The sequence below is a fragment of the Priestia sp. JNUCC 25 genome, assembly GCF_053667915.1.
Map to the genome: position 1 here is coordinate 1,357,388 of NZ_CM132211.1, position 16,961 is coordinate 1,374,348.

Annotated in this window: 20 protein-coding genes; 18 read left to right on the forward strand and 2 right to left on the reverse strand. The window is 39.4% G+C overall.

The features are described from left to right. The first annotated feature begins 25 nt into the window (after positions 1-25). From ctaD to ctaG, 4 genes are read left to right on the forward strand one after another with little or no spacing between them, the layout of a single operon-like run. Complete coding sequence (gene ctaD / locus JNUCC25_RS06915; protein ID WP_029325121.1) at positions 26-1,891, forward strand: cytochrome c oxidase subunit I; 1,866 nt, start codon at positions 26-28, stop codon at positions 1,889-1,891. Then, positions 1,891-2,511 (forward strand): cytochrome c oxidase subunit III, encoded by a 621-nt coding sequence (gene ctaE / locus JNUCC25_RS06920; RefSeq protein WP_013056081.1) that lies wholly within the window; start codon positions 1,891-1,893, stop codon positions 2,509-2,511. Before ctaD ends, ctaE begins: the two co-directional genes overlap by 1 nt. Before the next feature lie 4 nt (positions 2,512-2,515). Next, entirely contained in the window at positions 2,516-2,848 is a 333-nt protein-coding gene (gene ctaF, locus JNUCC25_RS06925; protein ID WP_013056082.1) for a cytochrome c oxidase subunit IVB, read from the forward strand. A gap of 57 nt (positions 2,849-2,905) precedes the next feature. Continuing rightward, on the forward strand, positions 2,906-3,844 hold the full coding sequence (ctaG, locus tag JNUCC25_RS06930) for a cytochrome c oxidase assembly factor CtaG (protein WP_029325122.1): 939 nt from the start codon (positions 2,906-2,908) through the stop codon (positions 3,842-3,844). Between the two features lie 36 nt (positions 3,845-3,880). On the opposite strand, the gene JNUCC25_RS06935 is transcribed toward ctaG, so the two are convergent. Beyond that, positions 3,881-4,240, reverse strand: a complete 360-nt coding sequence (locus JNUCC25_RS06935; protein ID WP_013056084.1) for a YugN family protein — start codon at positions 4,238-4,240, stop codon at positions 3,881-3,883. 185 nt (positions 4,241-4,425) lie between these two features. Here JNUCC25_RS06935 and JNUCC25_RS06940 point away from each other — a divergent pair, with 185 nt between their 5' ends. The 4 genes from JNUCC25_RS06940 (at position 4,426) to JNUCC25_RS06955 (ending at position 7,655) form a co-directional block, all read left to right on the forward strand. Then, on the forward strand, positions 4,426-4,845 hold the full coding sequence (locus tag JNUCC25_RS06940) for a CBS domain-containing protein (RefSeq protein WP_013056085.1): 420 nt from the start codon (positions 4,426-4,428) through the stop codon (positions 4,843-4,845). 190 nt (positions 4,846-5,035) lie between these two features. Continuing rightward, positions 5,036-6,052 (forward strand): CAP domain-containing protein, encoded by a 1,017-nt coding sequence (locus JNUCC25_RS06945; protein WP_029325123.1) that lies wholly within the window; start codon positions 5,036-5,038, stop codon positions 6,050-6,052. Positions 6,053-6,136: 84 nt separating this feature from the next. After that, positions 6,137-6,913 carry a sporulation protein YpjB gene (locus JNUCC25_RS06950; RefSeq protein WP_013056087.1) on the forward strand — a complete coding sequence of 259 codons (777 nt, stop codon included), beginning with the start codon at positions 6,137-6,139 and terminating at the stop codon, positions 6,911-6,913. A 64-nt stretch (positions 6,914-6,977) separates the two neighbouring features. After that, positions 6,978-7,655 (forward strand): zinc metallopeptidase, encoded by a 678-nt coding sequence (locus JNUCC25_RS06955; protein ID WP_013056088.1) that lies wholly within the window; start codon positions 6,978-6,980, stop codon positions 7,653-7,655. Between the two features lie 30 nt (positions 7,656-7,685). On the opposite strand, the gene JNUCC25_RS06960 is transcribed toward JNUCC25_RS06955, so the two are convergent. Further along, positions 7,686-8,552, reverse strand: a complete 867-nt coding sequence (locus tag JNUCC25_RS06960) for a YitT family protein (protein ID WP_013082317.1) — start codon at positions 8,550-8,552, stop codon at positions 7,686-7,688. A gap of 312 nt (positions 8,553-8,864) precedes the next feature. On the opposite strand from JNUCC25_RS06960, the gene JNUCC25_RS06965 reads away from it, so the two are divergent. The 10 genes from JNUCC25_RS06965 (at position 8,865) to panD (ending at position 16,800) form a co-directional block, all read left to right on the forward strand. Next, positions 8,865-9,194 (forward strand): nucleotide pyrophosphohydrolase, encoded by a 330-nt coding sequence (locus tag JNUCC25_RS06965; RefSeq protein ID WP_013056090.1) that lies wholly within the window; start codon positions 8,865-8,867, stop codon positions 9,192-9,194. Between the two features lie 13 nt (positions 9,195-9,207). Continuing rightward, complete coding sequence (gene dapB, locus JNUCC25_RS06970) at positions 9,208-10,008, forward strand: 4-hydroxy-tetrahydrodipicolinate reductase (RefSeq protein ID WP_013082318.1); 801 nt, start codon at positions 9,208-9,210, stop codon at positions 10,006-10,008. A gap of 12 nt (positions 10,009-10,020) precedes the next feature. Next, positions 10,021-10,419, forward strand: a complete 399-nt coding sequence (gene mgsA, locus JNUCC25_RS06975) for a methylglyoxal synthase (RefSeq protein ID WP_013056092.1) — start codon at positions 10,021-10,023, stop codon at positions 10,417-10,419. A gap of 10 nt (positions 10,420-10,429) precedes the next feature. Beyond that, positions 10,430-11,140 (forward strand): bacillithiol biosynthesis deacetylase BshB1, encoded by a 711-nt coding sequence (bshB1, locus tag JNUCC25_RS06980; RefSeq protein WP_016763451.1) that lies wholly within the window; start codon positions 10,430-10,432, stop codon positions 11,138-11,140. Beyond that, positions 11,141-12,268 (forward strand): N-acetyl-alpha-D-glucosaminyl L-malate synthase BshA, encoded by a 1,128-nt coding sequence (bshA, locus tag JNUCC25_RS06985; protein WP_013082320.1) that lies wholly within the window; start codon positions 11,141-11,143, stop codon positions 12,266-12,268. Positions 12,269-12,283: 15 nt separating this feature from the next. Further along, entirely contained in the window at positions 12,284-13,477 is a 1,194-nt protein-coding gene (locus tag JNUCC25_RS06990) for a CCA tRNA nucleotidyltransferase (protein ID WP_013082321.1), read from the forward strand. Then, on the forward strand, positions 13,462-14,451 hold the full coding sequence (locus JNUCC25_RS06995; protein ID WP_016763453.1) for a bifunctional biotin--[acetyl-CoA-carboxylase] synthetase/biotin operon repressor: 990 nt from the start codon (positions 13,462-13,464) through the stop codon (positions 14,449-14,451). The genes JNUCC25_RS06990 and JNUCC25_RS06995 overlap by 16 nt, the downstream gene beginning before the upstream one ends. Positions 14,452-14,723: 272 nt before the next feature. Then, positions 14,724-15,557 carry a 3-methyl-2-oxobutanoate hydroxymethyltransferase gene (panB, locus tag JNUCC25_RS07000; RefSeq protein WP_014460974.1) on the forward strand — a complete coding sequence of 278 codons (834 nt, stop codon included), beginning with the start codon at positions 14,724-14,726 and terminating at the stop codon, positions 15,555-15,557. A 1-nt stretch (position 15,558) separates the two neighbouring features. Beyond that, a complete protein-coding gene (panC, locus tag JNUCC25_RS07005) occupies positions 15,559-16,416 on the forward strand; it encodes a pantoate--beta-alanine ligase (protein ID WP_029325124.1) in 858 nt (285 codons plus the stop codon). Beyond that, positions 16,417-16,800: an aspartate 1-decarboxylase gene (gene panD, locus JNUCC25_RS07010; protein ID WP_013056099.1), complete on the forward strand. Its 384-nt coding sequence runs from the start codon at positions 16,417-16,419 to the stop codon at positions 16,798-16,800. Positions 16,801-16,961 lie beyond the last annotated feature (161 nt).

Consider the following 16,961-nt stretch of genomic DNA (forward strand, 5'->3'; position numbering starts at 1 on the left):
CGTTTTTAAAAGGGGAGGTTTAGCGATGAGTACACTCAGTCAAAAGAAGGGTGTAGGTGGAACAATTTGGGACTTTATGACAACCGTTGACCATAAGAAAATTGCCATTCTTTATTTAATTGCCGGCGGTATCTTTTTTCTAGTCGGAGGAGTGGAAGCGCTATTTATACGTATTCAGCTGGCTATACCAAGCAATGACTTTGTCAGTGCAGGAACGTATAATGAAATTTTAACAATGCATGGAACAACGATGATTTTCTTAGCCGCAATGCCGCTTCTTTTTGCCATGATGAATGCAGTTGTTCCGCTGCAAATTGGAGCTCGAGATGTAGCATTTCCATTTTTAAATTTGTTAGGTTTTTGGCTGTTTGCCTTTGGGGGACTCTTTTTAAATCTAAGCTGGTTTTTAGGAGGAGCACCTGATGCAGGTTGGACATCATATGCTTCGCTGTCTATTGCATCACCTGGTCACGGAATTGATTTTTATGCGATAGGTTTGCAGATTTCGGGAGCCGGGACATTGATTTCAGGTATCAACTTTCTCGTGACAATCATTAACATGAGGGCGCCAGGTATGACTTATATGCGTATGCCGCTGTTTACGTGGACGACGTTTGTTGCATCAGCTCTTATTTTGTTTGCGTTTCCAGCACTAACGGTTGGATTGTTTTTAATGATTTTTGACCGCTTATTCGGTGGAAACTTTTTTGACGCCACAATGGGTGGAAACACCATTATCTGGGAACATCTTTTCTGGATATTCGGTCATCCGGAAGTATATATTTTAATTCTTCCAGCGTTTGGTGTCTTCTCTGAAATTTTACCTACTTTTTCAAGAAAGAGATTATTCGGGTACTCGTCGATGGTTTTTGCTACCGTATTAATCGGATTTTTAGGGTTCATGGTGTGGGCTCACCACATGTTTACAACCGGACTTGGTCCGATTGCAAATGCCATTTTTGCTGTCGCTACGATGGCTATCGCCGTTCCAACTGGAATTAAAATTTTCAACTGGCTGTTTACGCTTTGGGGAGGAAGTATTGAGTTTACGTCTCCAATGCTGTATGCTGTCGCCTTTATTCCATCATTTGTTATCGGGGGAGTAACAGGAGTTATGGCAGCTGTAGCACCTGCAGATTATCAATTTCAAGATTCTTATTTTATCGTTGCCCACTTCCATTACGTTATCGTAGGCGGTGTCGTATACGCTATATTAGCGGGTGTCACATACTGGTGGCCAAAAATGTTTGGGAAGATGTTAGATGAAAAGTTAAGCAAAGCAACGTTCTGGCTCTTTTTGATTGGTTTCCACTTAACGTTCTTTATTCAGCATTTCTTAGGTCTAATGGGGATGCCTCGCCGCGTATGGACGTTCTTGCCTAATCAAGGTCTCGACCTTGGGAATGCAATCAGTTCATCAGGAGCTGCTTTCATGGCGGTTGCTACGCTCATTTTACTGTTTAATATTATAAAAACAACTGCCAAAGGACAAAAGGTAGGAGGAGACCCTTGGGGAGACGGACGTACATTAGAATGGGCTATTTCATCTCCGCCTCCAGAGTATAACTTTAAACAAACGCCGCTTGTACGCGGTTTAGATGCATATTGGATTGAAAAAATGGCAGGAAATAAAGAAATGACGCCAGCCGAACCTCTTGGTGATATTCATATGCCAAACTCGTCGTTTATTCCATTTATGATCTCGCTTGGAATGTTTATTGCAGGGATTGGATTTTTGTATCGAAATGACCATGCGTGGGGAGATATTGTGGGGATTATTGGAATGATCGTCATGTTTTTATCGATGTTCTTCCGTTCATGGATTGATGATCACGGCTTTCATATTCATAAAGAAGACTTAGTTGATGATGACAAGGAGGCGAAGATGTAATGGAGACTGAACAAAAGCTAACTGCTGAAACTTTCCCTGCTTCGCCTGAAAAAGCAACGCTCGAAGGGAAAAATAAATTTACTGGCTTTTGGCTCTTTTTAGGCGGAGAGACGGTTTTGTTTGCTTCACTTTTTGCTACTTATTTAGCTTTGCGCAACTCAACGATGTCAGGACCTAAGCCGGAAGAATTGTTTGATATTAAGCTTGTTTTTGCAGCCACGATGATTTTATTAACAAGTTCACTAACAAGCGTATATGCTATGTATCATATGAAAAATTTTGAATTTAAAAAGATGCAGCTATGGTTAGGCGTTACGTGGCTTTTAGGTTTAGCTTTCTTAGGATTAGAAATTTATGAGTTCAGGCATTATGTTCATGAAGGGCATACGTTCACAAGCAGCGCATTCGGTTCTTCTTTCTATGCGCTAGTTGGAACTCACGGAGCTCACGTAACGTTTGGATTGCTTTGGATTGGTTCTTTAATGATTCGAAATGCGAAGCGGGGGTTAAACTTATATAACGCCCCAAAATATTATGTAGCAAGTTTATACTGGCACTTTATCGATGTTGTGTGGGTCTTTATTTTCACGGTTGTATATTTAATGGGAATGGTGGGATAAGCTGATGACGACAAATCAATCAAACTCAGATAACCCAAGGCTCAATTTAGAGTATCGCAAAAAAAGAAATGCAGAAGATATGAAAATGCAAGTTGTCTCTTTTGCGATGATGCTGTTTTTAACACTAATTGCTTTTTTTGCGGTTTATCAAGAGTTTAGCGGATGGTACATTATGCCGGTGATTGTGCTCTTGGCAGTTGTTCAAGTCATCTTTCAACTTTATTATTTCATGCATATGAACCACAAAGGACATACCATACCAGCATTTTTCTTGTATTCAGGCGTATTGGTAGCTCTTTTAACCATTTTAGCTTTTGTAACCATTATTTGGTGGTAAAGAAAAGGGCTGGCATGCGCCAGTCCTTTTCATCATCTGTAGAAGGAGGAATAGACGTTGATTAACAATTTGCGGATGTTTGGTTTTGAAGCACTTTGGAGTCCTTATTATTTTCTAACTATTTGTCTGGTGACCGTCTTATATTTTTTCATCGTTGGTAGATGGAGAGGGAATTTTATGGGAGCGGAGGCCGTAAACAGAAAAACAAAAGCGTATTTTATTATTAGCATGGTTCTTTTATATATATGTAAAGGAGGACCCGTAGATTTACTAGGGCATTTTATGTTTAGTGCTCACATGACGCAAATGGCCATCGTTTACTTGGTGATTCCTCCGCTTTTTATTTTAGGAATTCCGCCGTGGCTAGCTCGTTCTGTTATTTATGTAAAAGGGGTTAAACATGTTTTTAAATTCTTTACAAAGCCTTTAATTGCTCTGCTATTATTTAATGGGTTATTCTCTTTGTATCATATTCCGCTGCTTTTTGATGTTATTAAAACGAATATGATGCTCCACGGAATCGTGAGTGTTGTATTATTTATCGCTGCATTTTGCATGTGGTGGCCACTCGTTAATCAGCTAGAAGAAGAACAAACGCTAAGTTCTTTAAAAAAACTTGGATACATTTTTGCAGATGGTGTACTCCTTACTCCAGCATGCGCGCTGATTATTTTTGCAAATCACTCTTTATATGCGACGTATACAGACTCAAGCGCTTGGGTACAAGCTCTTTCCCTTTGTGTACCACCTTCTATGATTGCAAATTTAGGGCAGCTTGCTCCCGAGATGTTTAATACGCTGCCGCCCGTGGAAGATCAGCAGCTAGGCGGTGTTATTATGAAGATCATTCAAGAAATTGTGTATGGAACGGTTTTAGGATTTATTTTTTTTCAGTGGGCTCGAAAAGAACGAGAGAAAGATACGTACATGCTCGATTTTACTGAGCCTCAAGATATAAAACCAAAGGAATTTCCGTCTACTCCTCCTTTGAATTAAAAAAAGCGCAGTGTGATTACTGCGCTTTTTCTAATTCTATAGCTGAACGGTTTCAAGCTGTGATTTGATTTGTGTTAATATCTTTTCACACTGTTCTACAAGGGATGGCGGAAAGTATTCGCCGTCTCCATATTCTACACCGTGAGGATAATAATGTTTGCCTAGTAGAGGTGTCATAAGATGAATAACAGCATGCCTGCCCCCTACATCGCCTGAAATAGCATGTCCTTGGACTCGCAAATAGAAGGTATCTCGCTGAAATTCGAATTTTCGATCGTACGTGACGCGTTCATAATCCCATTGTCCGGCGCGGACCAGACCAAATTGATGCATAATCTCATCTAATAAATCTAAATCAACCTTTAATGAATCAAATTTTGCATATTCAAATTTCATATGAACTCCCTCCCAAAACAGATATACCCCAATTAAATCATAAGCCGAATGGATAAAACTTGCAATATCTAATAAGGAAAAATGTAAACGTTATCTATTTTTATTTAAACGTTTTAAATATGAAAGTTTACTAAAAAGTTGGTCACACTATAAAACGAACACACGATGTAAAGGAGGATAAAACAATGAAAACTGTACAAGAGGTAATGACAGCTGATACGGAAACATGCACCACGCTTGATAACGTATATGAAGTAGCAGTGAAAATGAAGGAATGGAATGTAGGAGCAATTCCAATTGTCGATAGAGATCAGCTAGTAGGAATGATTACAGATCGAGACTTAGTTATAAAAGGCATTGCAGAAAAGAAGCCAAATTCAAGTAAAGTAACGGATGTTATGAGTGAAGAGCTTATAACTATTACAGCGGAAGCCTCTGTAGAAGAAGCTTCTAAGCTTATGGCTCAACATCAAATCCGTCGTCTTCCCGTTGTGGAAAATCAAAAGCTAGTAGGGATTGTATCGCTAGGTGATTTATCAACGTTTCGCTATGCAAATGAACGTGCAGGAGAAGCGCTCTCAGACATTTCACAACAAACGCATTAAAAAGCGAAAGCCAACTGTTTGCAGTATATTCGTAAATAGTTGGCTTTTTCTTTTGTTTCCTTCATACCGATAGCTATTTTTTTTTGAATGCATGTATAATAGAGATAAAAATAAGTTAAACAGGTAAAGAAAACAGGTGTAAGGAGAGGAAGAAAAGCTGAAAAAAGTTATTTTTATTCTCGTATTAATAGTGGCATTTGTATACGCGGAGGATTATTTACCTCAGCTAGAAAAATATCTAACGGGTCAAAATATTGAGCAAAACCAAACGGATTCCAAAAGTCAGCCCACACAAGAAGTGGCTTCTTATGAAAAACAAAGTGAAAATATGATGAGGCTTATTGGAGATCATTCAGAACAGTTAATTGGAATGCTTGGAGAGCCGGATCGTATTGATTCTTCTGCATATGGCTATGACTGGTGGATTTACAAAAAGAATCGTCAAACGTATGCGCAGGTAGGAGTAGAAAATAATCAAGTCGTATCTGTATACGTCATTGGCTCAAAAACAAATACAGATCCTTTTGAGATTGGTGAGAAGCGAGAGGAAGTAGAAAAAAGAGTTTCACTTTCATCCGAACTCACGCTTCAAAAAGACGGAAATGAATACCGATTTCGTCTGAGTGAAGAGGATATGAAAATGCGTCCCATTATTAAATATGGAGATGTATACGTCCAACTATATTTTGATCAGTTCCTTAATACAATCTCAAGTATTCGAATTATGGACATGGACACGCTATTAAAACAGCGCCCGTACGAAATTGTTTATCGCGGCGAGCTTCCAACAGCTCCGTCATTGACATCGGAGGAGTGGAAAAGTGTCCAAGAAGGAGAAGAGCAGCAAATTATCGATATTACAAATGTAATTCGAGACCGGTTTCAGCTGTCACCTTTAGCTTGGGACGAAGCCACTGCTGGAGTAGCTTATTTACACAGCAAAGAAATGAGCGACTTAAACTATTTCTCTCACGTTTCACCAGCACAAGGTGATTTAGGCAACCGTCTGCAAAAAGGTGATGTAGTATATCGTATCGCGGGCGAAAATATTGCCTCGAATTATCAGGATGGAATCGCTGCGGTTGAAGGGTGGCTTAATAGTGAGGGACATCGTAAGGCTTTACTCAATAAAGAGTTTACGCGTCTTGGTGTAGGTGTATATGAGAAATATTACACGCAAAACTTTATCACTCCGATGAATGAATAGTAAGATTAAAACTTCCTTTTGAAAATAGGTCTACTCTTGTCCTCTTTCTCATAAGTTTTAGTAGAGGTTAGAGGAGGGACGAGAATGAAAGGAAGAATAGTAGGAATATTGCTCGTACTTTTCTTTGCATATACGACTACTGTACATGCAGCTGAAGGGCAGTGGGAAAAGCTTGATAACTTATCTGATCAAACGCTATCGCTTGTAGAGCAAAAGGAGTATAAAGCAGCCCAACATTTGTTCAGAAACTTTTCGAATGAATTTACCAGTCTCAATACAGCTTCTTTGGGCGTATCGGCCGAAGATATACGTATTTTAACTCTTTGTTATGAACAGGTAGAAAGGTCTCTTTTATCTTCTGATTCCAGTGATGAAGAACGTCTTCAAAAAGCTACTCAATTTCGATTGTTAGTCGATGCGCTGCACAGCAAGCATCAGCCTATGTGGACTGAGCTCGAAGGCAGTATGCTAGCAACATTTAAAGAGATGCGAAATGAAGCGGTAAAAGGAGAACAAGCGGCTTATGAAGCGCAGCTTAAGCAATTTTTGAAGGAATATGATATGATCTTACCGAGCGCGCAGGTAGACGTGTCGTCTCCCTACGTACAGCGTGTGAGCGCGGACGTTCACTTTTTACAAACTGAAGGAACGCCAAGTGAGATTAACGATGAGCAGTTTAACCAAATGGAACAAAACTTAAAAGATTTTTTTGAACAAGTAAAAGAAAATCGTACAGACCCGTCTTTTATTTGGGTTACAATTACCACCGGAAGTATTATTATTGCTACACTTTTTTATGTAGGAGCGCGAAAATATTTTGCTGACCAGAAAAGAAAGTCAGCTAGAGGGCGTAATGATTGACGTAAAAGCGCAGAATTGTCTAAAATAAAAGAGTAGTCAAACACATAATGAAAGGTGTGGGTAAATGAGCTTTTTGATTTATTTTCTCATTATTATCCTTGTGCCAATTTGGGCACAGTTTAAGGTGAGAAGTGCTTACAAAAAATATTCACAAGTAAGCAACTCATCAGGAATGACAGGCGCAGAAGTGGCAAGAAAAATTTTGGATGAAAACGGGTTGTACAACGTTCACGTAGAGCCTGTAGGCGGATTTTTATCGGATCACTACGATCCTCGTTCAAAAGTAATTCGTTTATCAGAAGACAACTATTACGGAACGTCTGTTGCGGGCGCTGCCGTTGCGGCTCACGAAGTGGGACACGCGATTCAAGACAAAGAAAACTATTCGTTTTTACGTCTTCGCCACTCCCTTGTGCCGGTGGCAAGCCTTGGATCAAACGCTTCTTGGATTTTAATTATGATTGGAATTATCGCGTCGATTAAGCCGTTGCTATTGTTAGGTATTATTTTCATGGCAGCAGCGGTCGTATTCCAAGTTGTAACACTGCCTGTTGAATTTAACGCTTCAAGCCGAGCGATGACGCAAATCGTCTCAGTCGGAGCGATTCGAAATGACGAAGAGCGCGAGACGCGTAAAGTGCTTAACGCAGCGGCTTTAACATACGTAGCAGCCGCAGCAGTAGCAGTTCTTGAGTTGGTTCGTTTAATCATGATTTATACAGGAATGAATAACGACGACTAATAAAAAAATACCGCATTAGCGGTATTTTTTTTATCTTTCAAGCGGTTTTTTATTTTCATCAAGGGTAAATCCTTCGCCTAAGACATCATGAACATCCGTAACTGCAACGAATGCGTGTGGATCTACAGAAGTAATAACTTGCTTTAAACGGAAAATTTCATTTTTACTAACCACGCAGTATAGCACGTTGGTATCTTGCTTAGAAAAAGAACCTTGTCCTTTTAAAATCGTCACGCCTCGATCCATTTCTTTCATAATTTTATCCGATATGGCTTCGTTATGATTTGAAATGATCGTTGCTCCTTTCGCGGCATACGCGCCGTCTTGCATAAAGTCAATAACCCGTGCAGCGACAAAGACTGCAACAAGTGTGTACATAGCTTCTCGGTAGGATAAATAAATGAGAGACGCACTAATCACAATAAAGTCAAAAAGAAACATCGTTTTTCCCATATTCCACCCGATATATTTTTGAACAACACGTGCGATGATATCGACTCCTCCTGTTGTTCCTCCAAACCTGAAAATAATGCCAAGACCCACTCCAATAAAAACACCGGCAAAAAGAGCTGCTAGAGTCATATCATGACGCAGGGGCATATTCACCGGGAAGCGCTGGAATATCCATAAAAATAGGGATAAGCTAACGACTCCGAGCATGGTATAAATAAATGCTGTTCTCCCTAATAGTTTCCACCCTACAAAAAACAAAGGAATATTTAACACTAAGTTAGAATAAGAGGGATCAATGTTAAATAAGAAAAATAAAAGCAGGGTAATGCCTGTGAATCCACCTTCAGCTAAATTGTTTTGCATGTTAAAATTAACAAGTCCAAACGCAAATATGGCAGCACCAAGCAGTATAAAAATAATATTTTTTAATCTGAGACCTTTCATACTTACAAACCTCCTATGACCGTTTTTGCACTACCTTATCATAAAGGAATATATTTCATTTCGTAAATAACTATCGAAAAGATTTTTGAAAATAGTAAAAAGTGATGATGTTTCTTCTAGTGCTATGTATTAGTAGTATCCTCAATTCGTAAAATATAGACAGATTTTTGAGAATTAAGGGAAACGTGAGGAATATTGTGAAAGAGCATCTGATAAAGGCTTGGTAAGAAGAAGTAATTACACTAAATAATTTGAAGTAAAGATGTTATAATAGTAAGCTGAGTGTACTTCTAAAAGAGGTGAAATAAAAAGATGTCAAAAAAAACGATGGAGCAAATGCAGCAAGAAGTTGATGCATATATTAGCCAATTTAAAGAAGGATATTTTAGTCCTCTTGCTATGCTTGCGCGCATGTCGGAAGAAGTGGGCGAATTATCGCGCGAAATTAACCACTATTATGGTGAAAAGCCGAAGAAAACGACTGAAGCAGAACGTACGGTCGAAGAAGAAATGGGCGACATTTTATTTGTATTAATTTGCTTTGCAAATTCATTAAATATTGATTTACAAGAAGCGCATGATCGCGTTATGAATAAATTTAATACGCGTGACAAAGATCGCTGGACGAAAAAAGAAGACTAAGGAGAGAAAAAGAATGGACAAAATTCGAATTGTACTTGCAGGACCAAGAGGTCGTATGGGAAAAGAAGCTGTATTATTAATAGAAGAAACAGAGCATTTTGAATTAGTAGCAGCGGTAGATCGTATCAATGAAGGAAAATACATAAGTGATATTGAAGGAATGCCAAATGTACAGGCACCAATCTACACGGATATTGAAAAATGTTTTCAAGACGTTAAGGCAGATGTTTTAGTTGACTTGACAACACCTGAAATTGGGCGCGTTCATACTAAAACAGCCCTAACATATGGAGTAAGACCTGTTGTAGGAACAACTGGCTTTTCAGAAGAAGATTTAAAAGAATTACAGCAGCTTGCTGAAGAGAAGGAACTTGGCTGTATCATTGCACCTAATTTTGCAATTGGCGCTATTTTAATGATGAAGTTTTCACAAATGGCAGCTAAGTACTTTGATGATGTTGAAATTATTGAAATGCATCACGATCAAAAGTTAGATGCACCATCAGGAACAGGCTTAAAAACAGCGGAGCTTATCAGTGAAGTTCGTGAAGCAAAAAAACAGGGTCATCCTGAGGAAAAAGAATTGCTAGAAGGGGCGCGCGGTGCAGATTATGAAGGAATCCGCCTACATAGCGTACGCCTGCCAGGGCTGATTGCTCACCAAGAAGTGATGTTCGGAGGATTTGGACAAACATTAAAAATCCGTCATGATTCATACAACCGTGCTTCTTTTATGTCAGGTGTGAAGCTAGCTGTTGACACAGTTATGAACGTAGACACACTTGTATATGGATTAGAAAATATTATTGACTAAGGAGCGAGAAAAATGAAAATCGCCTTAATTGCACATGATAAAAAGAAAAATGATATGGTACAATTCACAACAGCCTATCAAGCGATTTTACAGGAACATTCGCTGTTCGCAACAGGAACAACAGGAACGCGTATTTCAGAAGCAACAGGTTTGAAGGTTCACCGCTTTCAATCAGGACCGCTTGGAGGAGATCAGGAGATAGGAGCTTTAATTGCTCAAAATGAAATGGATATGGTTATTTTTTTCCGAGATCCGTTAACAGCTCAGCCTCATGAACCTGATATTTCAGCTCTGATGCGCCTATGTGACGTCTATGCGGTTCCTCTTGCAACGAATATGGGAACAGCAGAGATTTTAATTCATGGACTTGAACGAGGCGATTTGCATTGGCGTTCAATTATAAAAAAATAGGGTGAAGATAATGAAAGAAACAATAGATATCCTTGCCTTTGGTGCTCATGCCGATGATGTAGAAATCGGCATGGGTGGAACCATTGCAAGAATGAGTGAACAAGGTTTGAAGGTAGTTATTTGCGATTTGACGCAAGCTGAACTTTCTTCAAATGGAACGGTTGAAATTCGAAAACAAGAAGCGTCTAAAGCTGCTGATGTCTTAGGTGTTCATGAGCGAATTCATCTGCATTTACCAGACAGAGGTTTGGTTTTAAAGGCAGAGTATATAGCTGAAATAGCCTCAGTCATTCGCACGTATCAACCAAGGATTATATTTGCTCCTTACTTTGAAGATCGTCATCCTGATCATGGAAATTGTGCAAAGCTTGTAGAAGAGGCCATGTTTTCCGCTGGCGTTAAAAATTATATCGATTATAAAAAGCAAAAAGCTCATCGTGCTGAGTCTCTTTATTTCTATATGATAAATGGATTTCATAAGCCAGATTTTATCGTAGATGTATCAAGCACGTTTCAAAAGAAAGTAGCTAGTCTAGAGGCTTATGAAAGTCAATTTATAAAAACAGCAGATACGTTTGATACGCCGCTGGTAAACGGATATATTGAAACGGTAGAGAGCAGAGAGCGATTATTTGGCAAAGAAGTCGGGGTAGCCTACGGTGAAGGTTTTTTATCTAAAAAACCGATTTTGATGTACGACGATTTAGTAGGTGGAAAATAAATGAAGTTGAAAATTGGTATTACATGTTATGCTTCCGTTGGAGGTTCAGGAGTGGTAGCAACGGAGCTAGGGAAGCTGCTGGCTGAAAAAGGGCACGAAATTCATTTTATTTCCTCTAGCATGCCTTTTAGATTGACGAAAGTATATCCAAATATTTATTTTCACGAAGTAGATGTAAATCAGTACTCCGTCTTTAAATACCCTCCGTATGATCTGGCTTTATCCAGTAAAATGGCTGAAGTGGCTAAAAGAGAAAAGCTTGACATTATTCATACGCACTATGCAATCCCCCATGCCGTTTGCGGGATTTTAGCTAAACAAATGGTGGAGCACGAAGTGAAAATTGTGACGACTCTTCATGGGACAGACATTACGGTTCTAGGAGAGGATCCATCGTTAAAAGACTTAATTAAATTTGGAATTGAGAAATCAGATGCAGTGACGGCTGTATCTCAGTCACTTGTTGATCAAACTCACCATTTGATTAGTCCAGATAAAGAAATTGAAACGATGTATAATTTTATTGATGAACGAGTTTATCATAAAAAAGAAGTGCAGTATTTAAAAGCGGAGTATGGCATATTAGAAAATGAAAAAGTCGTTATTCATATTTCAAACTTTCGTCAAGTCAAACGAGTTACAGATATAGTCAAAACATTTGCTATTATTAATAAAAAGCTTCGGTCTAAGCTGCTGCTTGTAGGAGACGGCCCTGAAATGACGGTTGTGTCTCAATTAGTAAGAGAGCTAAATCTTCAAGATTCTGTATTATTTCTTGGGAAACAAGAAAATGTAGCAGAATTATATTCGATTAGCGATTTAAAACTGTTATTGTCTGAAAAAGAAAGCTTTGGGCTTGTACTTTTAGAAGCTATGGCTTGTGGTGTTCCATGCATCGGAACAAATATAGGCGGAATTCCTGAAGTAATTGAACACGAAAAAACAGGATATATTTGCGAAGTGGGAGACGTCGAAGACGCAGCGAGCAAAGCAATTCAGCTACTTGAAAATGAACAGCTGCATCACCAAATGAGGGAAGCGTCTCTAAGCGCAGTTAATCATAAATTTCATTCAACAGAGATTGTGAGTCAATATGAAAAACTTTATTATAAATTGGTACAGGGTTGAAGAATGGAGGAAGTTATGAAAGAACCGTTCATTCATCCGCTTTATGTTATTGAAAAACTGGAGACAGCCGGTTACGAAGCGTATTTTGTTGGAGGAGCGGTTAGGGATCTCATTTTAAATCGGACGATTGGAGATATTGATATCGCTACGTCAGCTAGGCCTGAACAAGTGATGGAACTCTTTCCTAAGACGATTCATGTAGGAATCGAGCATGGTACGGTTGTCGTTGTCCATGAGAACGAGACCTATGAGGTAACCACTTTTCGCTCTGAGGGAGAATATGATGATTTTCGTCGTCCCTCGTCCGTTACGTTTATTTCGTCTCTGATAGAAGATTTGCAGCGTCGCGATTTTACAATCAATGCAATGGCTATGAATGCAAAAGGAGAAATTATTGATCCATTTAATGGAAGAGAAGATTTACGAAACCAGTTAATTCGTACTGTCGGAAATGCTAAAGAACGCTTTCATGAAGATGCTCTTCGTATGATGAGAGCCGTTCGCTTTGTCAGTCAGCTGGCGTTCTCGCTGTCTGATCAAACTAAAAGAGCCATTCAACAATACGGTGAACTGCTGAGGCATGTTTCTATTGAACGCATTACAGTTGAATTCGAAAAAATGCTGAGCGGAAAGCGTCCGTCTTTAGCATTAGCACTTGTAGCAGATACGGAGCTGTATCGCTACTTGCCCCAATTGAATGTAGATCCGCAAAAATTCCGATCTGTTTGTGCACACGATTGGATGATGCTTCAGCGAGTATCGGAGTCATGGACACTTCTGGTACATCTACTCGACATTCAAGACAAGCAGGCATTTTTTAAAAGCTGGAAATTATCTAATAAGCAAATTAAAGATATTCAGCTTCAGTCTATTGGTCTTCGAGACGTGTTGGAAAATGGATGGTCAAAACGCATCATGTATACAATTGGAGAGCAGGCCAGCGTAAGTGTGAATCGTATTTTACAACTTCTTCGAAGCAATGAGTATATGAATGAACATGAGCTTCTTTACATCTATAGCGAGCTGCCTATTCATTCTTTAAAAGATTTAGATATAAATGGTCAAGATCTTTTAGTGTGGACAGGTAAAAAGGGTGGTCCATGGGTGTCTCAACTGTTAAAAGAAATTGAGGAGAAAGTTCTATACAATGAGTTAATGAACACGAAATCTTCAATAAGAAAGTGGGTGCAGTCTTGCAGTCAGATATAAGAAGAACGCTGCTTGAAATGTTTACGAACGCAGATGGGGACTATGTCTCCGGACAAAAGATCAGCGATTTATTAGGCTGTTCAAGAACAGCTGTATGGAAGCATATCGAAGAGCTGCGAAAAGAGGGCTATGAACTTGAAGCTGTTCGTAAAAAAGGCTATCGTATTGTTGGGAAGCCGAACAAAGTAAGCAGCAACGAGCTTTTATTAGGGCTCCAAACAACAAAAATCGGTCAGTATATTCATTATGAGGAAAGCGTGCATTCTACTCAGAAAATTGCTCATCGAATCGCTCAAGAAGGAGCAAAAGAAGGAACGGTTGTAGTTGCTGAAGAGCAAACCGCAGGGAGAGGAAGACTTGATAGAGCGTGGTATTCCCCAAAATATACTGGTGCCTGGATGAGTATTATACTGCGTCCTTCTATCCCTCCGCAGCAGGCTCCTCAGCTGACTCTACTATCAGCAGTGGCTGTTGTACAGGCCATTCAAGAAGTGACGAACCTTTCTCCAGACATTAAATGGCCTAATGATGTTTTATTAAATGGGAAGAAGCTAGTTGGGATTTTAACAGAAATGCAGGCTGATTTTGACCGGATTCATTCGGTCATCATTGGAATCGGCATCAATGTGAATCAGCAGGAAACGGATTTTAATGAACAAATCAAACACATTGCCACATCTTTACGTATTGAAAAAGGTGAAGAAATTAATCGTGCAGCTTTGATGCAAGCGTTTTTCTTAAAGTTAGAAACCCTTTACGAAGAATACTTAAAAAATGGCTTTGGTTTAATTAAAGTTCTTTGGGAAACGTATGCAATTAGTATTGGCAAGCGAATTATAGCGCGCACGATGACAGCCAACATTGAAGGCTTTGCAAAAGGCATAACAGATGAAGGCGTTTTATTGATTGAAGATGATGAAGGAGTTATACACCGAATTCATTCTGCAGATATTGAGCTCTCTGCTAAAAAATAGTAGAAAAATAAAGAAATTTTTATTATAATACGAGTATCAAGGTAGTATCGCAAGAACTTCACTTGATACTCGTTTGTTTATTTTTAATACGACAATAAATCTGCCTTGATCCATTAAGGACTAGGACAGAGGGATGACGCATAGGTAAGCACATTAGGTAAAGTGTGCTTTTTATAGATGAAGTCTGTCAAAGTCCTTCTTCCTTTTATAGGTAGAAGGGCTTTTTGTGTGCAGACGTGCGCTCATCTCCTCTGAGAAGGAGGAGAAAGTTAGTGAAAACAAAATTAGATTTTTTACGTATGAAACAAAACAATGAACCAATTGTGATGCTGACTGCGTACGATTATCCGTCAGCTAAGTACGCTGAGGAAGCAGGCGTAGACATGATTTTAGTAGGCGATTCTCTAGGAATGGTCGTTTTAGGATATGACTCTACGATTCCTGTAACGGTAGATGACATGATTCATCATACAAAAGCGGTTAAAAGAGGAGCTGCTGATACATTTATCGTCACCGACATGCCATTTATGTCCTATCACGTGTCGAAAGAAGACACGATGAGAAATGCTGCTCGCATTATGCAGGAAAGCGGAGCTCATGCTTTAAAAGTAGAAGGAGCAAATGATGTTCTTTATACAATTTCAGAATTGACGCAAGCTGGTATTCCGGTTGTTGCACATCTCGGGTTAACACCTCAGTCTGTCGGTGTTCTGGGCGGTTATAAAGTGCAAGGGAAAGAAGCGAAAGAAGCAAAACAGCTAATCCAAGACGCGATCAAGTGTGAGCAGGCGGGAGCTATTGCTGTTGTATTAGAGTGTGTTCCTAAACAAGTAGCAAAACAAGTAGCTGAACGCTTAAGCATTCCTACAATCGGAATCGGAGCAGGAGCTGACACGGATGGTCAAGTACTTGTATACCACGATGTATTAACGTACGGCGTAGAGCGTGTGCCCAAATTTGTTCAGTCATTTGCGAAAATAAATGAGCCTATTTCACAAGGGCTTTCACAGTATGTAAGTGAAGTGAAAAAAAGAGAGTTTCCGAAAGAAGCACATACTTTTTCAATGAAAGAAGAGCAGTTAACAGCACTGTACGGAGGGAAATAAGATGAAAGTCATTACAACAATTAAAGACATGCAGCAGGAGATGAAAAAAGAAAAGCAGCTTGGACGCTCAATTGGATTTGTCCCGACGATGGGCTATTTGCATGAAGGCCATGCTACTTTACTTGGAGCGGCCCGCACAGAAAATGAAGTAGTGGCGCTAAGTATTTTTGTGAACCCGACTCAATTTGGGCCGAATGAAGATTTTGATACGTATCCAAGAGATTTTGAGCGCGATGAGCGCGTGGCAAAAGAAGCTAACGTCGACTATTTGTTTTATCCTTCAGTAGAGGAAATGTATAAGTCAAGCCGTTCAGTTGCTATAACCGTGACAGATCGTGTAGACGTATTGTGTGGACAGAAGCGCCCCGGCCATTTTGATGGAGTAGCCACGGTACTAACAAAGCTTTTTCACATTGTAACACCAGATCGTGCATACTTTGGTAAAAAAGATGCACAGCAAGTTGCTGTAGTAGATAGCTTAATTGAAGACTTTAATTTCCCAGTGGAGCTTAGAGCAGTAGATACGGTGAGAGAAGCAGATGGCTTAGCTAAAAGTTCTCGTAACGTATATTTAACAGATAAAGAAAGAGAAGAGGCACCTGTTTTATTTAAGAGTTTACAAAGCGCTCTGCAGCTGCTTGAAAGCGGAGAGAAGCACGTAGAAATTATTAAACAGACCATTGGAAAAGAAATTGAGCAATATACGAGCGGTAAAGTGGATTATATCGAGGTTTATACGTATCCAGAGCTAAAACCGATTAAACAAGCCGCTGGCAAAATCATTATTGCTTTAGCTGTTCAATTCTCTAAAGCTCGTTTGATTGATAATGTAATTGTAGACGTACAGGGGGATAACTAAATGTTTCGCACGATGATGAACGCTAAAATACACAGAGCTCATGTAACTGAAGCCAACTTAAATTATGTTGGCAGTATCACCATTGATGAAGATATCATAGACGCAGTAGGAATAGCGGCAAACGAAAAAGTGCAAATTGTAAACAATAATAACGGAGCTCGCTTGGAAACGTACGTGATTCCCGGCGAACGCGGGAGCGGCGTAGTTTGTTTAAATGGAGCTGCTGCAAGACTTGTGCAGCCTGGAGATATTATCATCATTATCTCTTATGCGCTCGTAGCAAATGAAGAAGTAGCCCACCATCATCCAACTGTAGCGATTATGAATGAGCAGAATAAAATCCAACAATTGCTTAAACAAGAACCAGCTGGTACAATTCTATAAGAACAGTCCCCCTTTATGAGGGGGATTTTTATTTGAATACATACGCTAGTAAGTGAACGGTATAAACCTCTATACACACTAAAGTAAAACTTCTATGTATGAAAGCCTCTCTGTTTTTCACGAGAAGGAGTTGCGCTTTTAAAGCATATAGAGCAGGCTTT